Annotated in this window: 2 protein-coding genes; both read left to right on the forward strand. The window is 67.6% G+C overall.

Annotation, left to right across the window (positions count from 1 at the left end; translation table 11 throughout):
• Positions 1–326 precede the first annotated feature (326 nt).
• Entirely contained in the window at positions 327–875 is a 549-nt protein-coding gene (locus Y705_RS0107185) for a DoxX family protein (RefSeq protein WP_026532369.1), read from the forward strand.
• A 5-nt stretch (positions 876–880) separates the two neighbouring features.
• The coding region (locus tag Y705_RS23050) for a 3-phosphoshikimate 1-carboxyvinyltransferase (RefSeq protein WP_444826169.1) at positions 881–1,652 on the forward strand (772 nt) is incomplete at its 3' end.

The following is a 1,652-nucleotide window of genomic DNA, read 5'->3' on the forward strand; positions in this document are numbered from 1 at the left end:
CGGTCAGTGCCGCCGGCCGCGGGACGGCCCACCATCACCTCGAGCTGGAAATCAGGGGACACGGCTGTGTCGGCTGTCATTGACGCCAAGGGTTCACCTTCCGTTCCGGATTACTTCTACCTCCTCTCCAACCCGCGCGCCGGTGCGCTTATTCCATCCAGGCGCCGGGCGTCCACCGGCCCCCGATATCGCGCGCAGGCGCAGCCACCGTGGGATGAGGATCGCCGCACCCGCCGGGAGCATGTAAAACTAGACTCAGCGTGCCCTGTATGTTCCCAGACAATCTCGAAAACCGGCGCTGAACCGTCGGCAACCAGGAGGCAGTTGTGACCCTTGTCCGCGTTATAGCCCGACCACTCATCGCCAGCAGCTTTGTTTTCTCGGGCGTTGACCGTTTGAGGAACACCAGCGCCACTGCAACCCAGCTGGCGCCCGTTCTGAAGAAGATCACCAAGTCGGTTCCGTCCGCGGCGTCGATCACCGACAACGAGAAGCTGGTGGCCCAGATCCTGGGCGCAACCCAGGTCGGCGCGGGTGTCCTGCTCGGCATCGGCAGGTTCTCCCGGCTCGCTGCGGTCCTGCTCACGGTGACTGCGGCAGTGAACGCCCTGGCCGACTTCAACGCCGCTGACTCGTCGACTCCCGAGGCCCGCAAGGCCCGCCGCAGCCAGCTGCTCAAGAACCTCTCGCTCATCGGAGCCGTGCTCCTCGCAGCAGTGGACACCAACGGCCGTCCCGGCCTCGTCTGGCGGGCTGAGCATTTCGCCACCGGCGCCAGGAAGAACGCCGTCGGCCTCAGCAAGGACGCGCGGAAGCAGCTGAAGAAGGCCGACTCGGCAGTACGCAAGACCGCCTCCGACGTCGTGGGCTCATAAGCGGCATGACCAACGCATCGGGTGGCGCTCCTGAAACAGCATCTGCAACCACCCGAGACCTTTGGCCGGCGCCGCACGCAGCGGCGCCGGTCGATGCCCGGCTGGCGGTGCCGGGTTCCAAATCGCTCACCAATCGCTACCTCGTCCTCGCGGCGCTGGCCGACGGGCCGAGTGTGCTCCGCGATCCCCTGCACTCCAGGGACTCCGCTCTCATGGTGACGGCCATTCGGTCGCTGGGCGCCATCGTCAACGAGCCTTCCGGCACCGGCGGATACGGGCCGGATCTCCAAATCGAACCGCTCCCTACCCCGCGCACCTCCCAGGAACCGGCCCTGCCGGCGTCGGCCCGGCACGTCGACTGCGGGCTCGCCGGCACCGTGATGCGGTTCGTTCCCCCACTCGCCGCCCTCCTCGACGGGCCCACGTCCTTCGATGGTGACCCGCATGCGCGACAACGGCCGATGGGCGCCATCATCGAATCGCTGCGCGGCCTCGGCATGACCGTCGACGACGACGACACCGGCTCCCTCCCCTTCACCGTGCAGGGCACAGGGGCCGTGGACGGTGGGCACCTGGTCATCGATGCTGCGGCCTCGTCCCAGTTCGTGTCCGCCCTGCTCCTGGTCGGGGCCCGCTTCACGCATGGTCTGCACCTCGAGCACGTCGGCAAACCCGTCCCGAGCCTCGACCACATCGCCATGACCGTGCAGGTCCTCCGATCCGTCGGCGTCGCAGTGGACGATTCCGTTCCGAACCACTGGCTGGTCGAGCCGGGCC

The sequence above is a fragment of the Arthrobacter sp. H41 genome, from assembly GCF_000520535.1.
Lineage (GTDB): Bacteria > Actinomycetota > Actinomycetes > Actinomycetales > Micrococcaceae > Arthrobacter_D.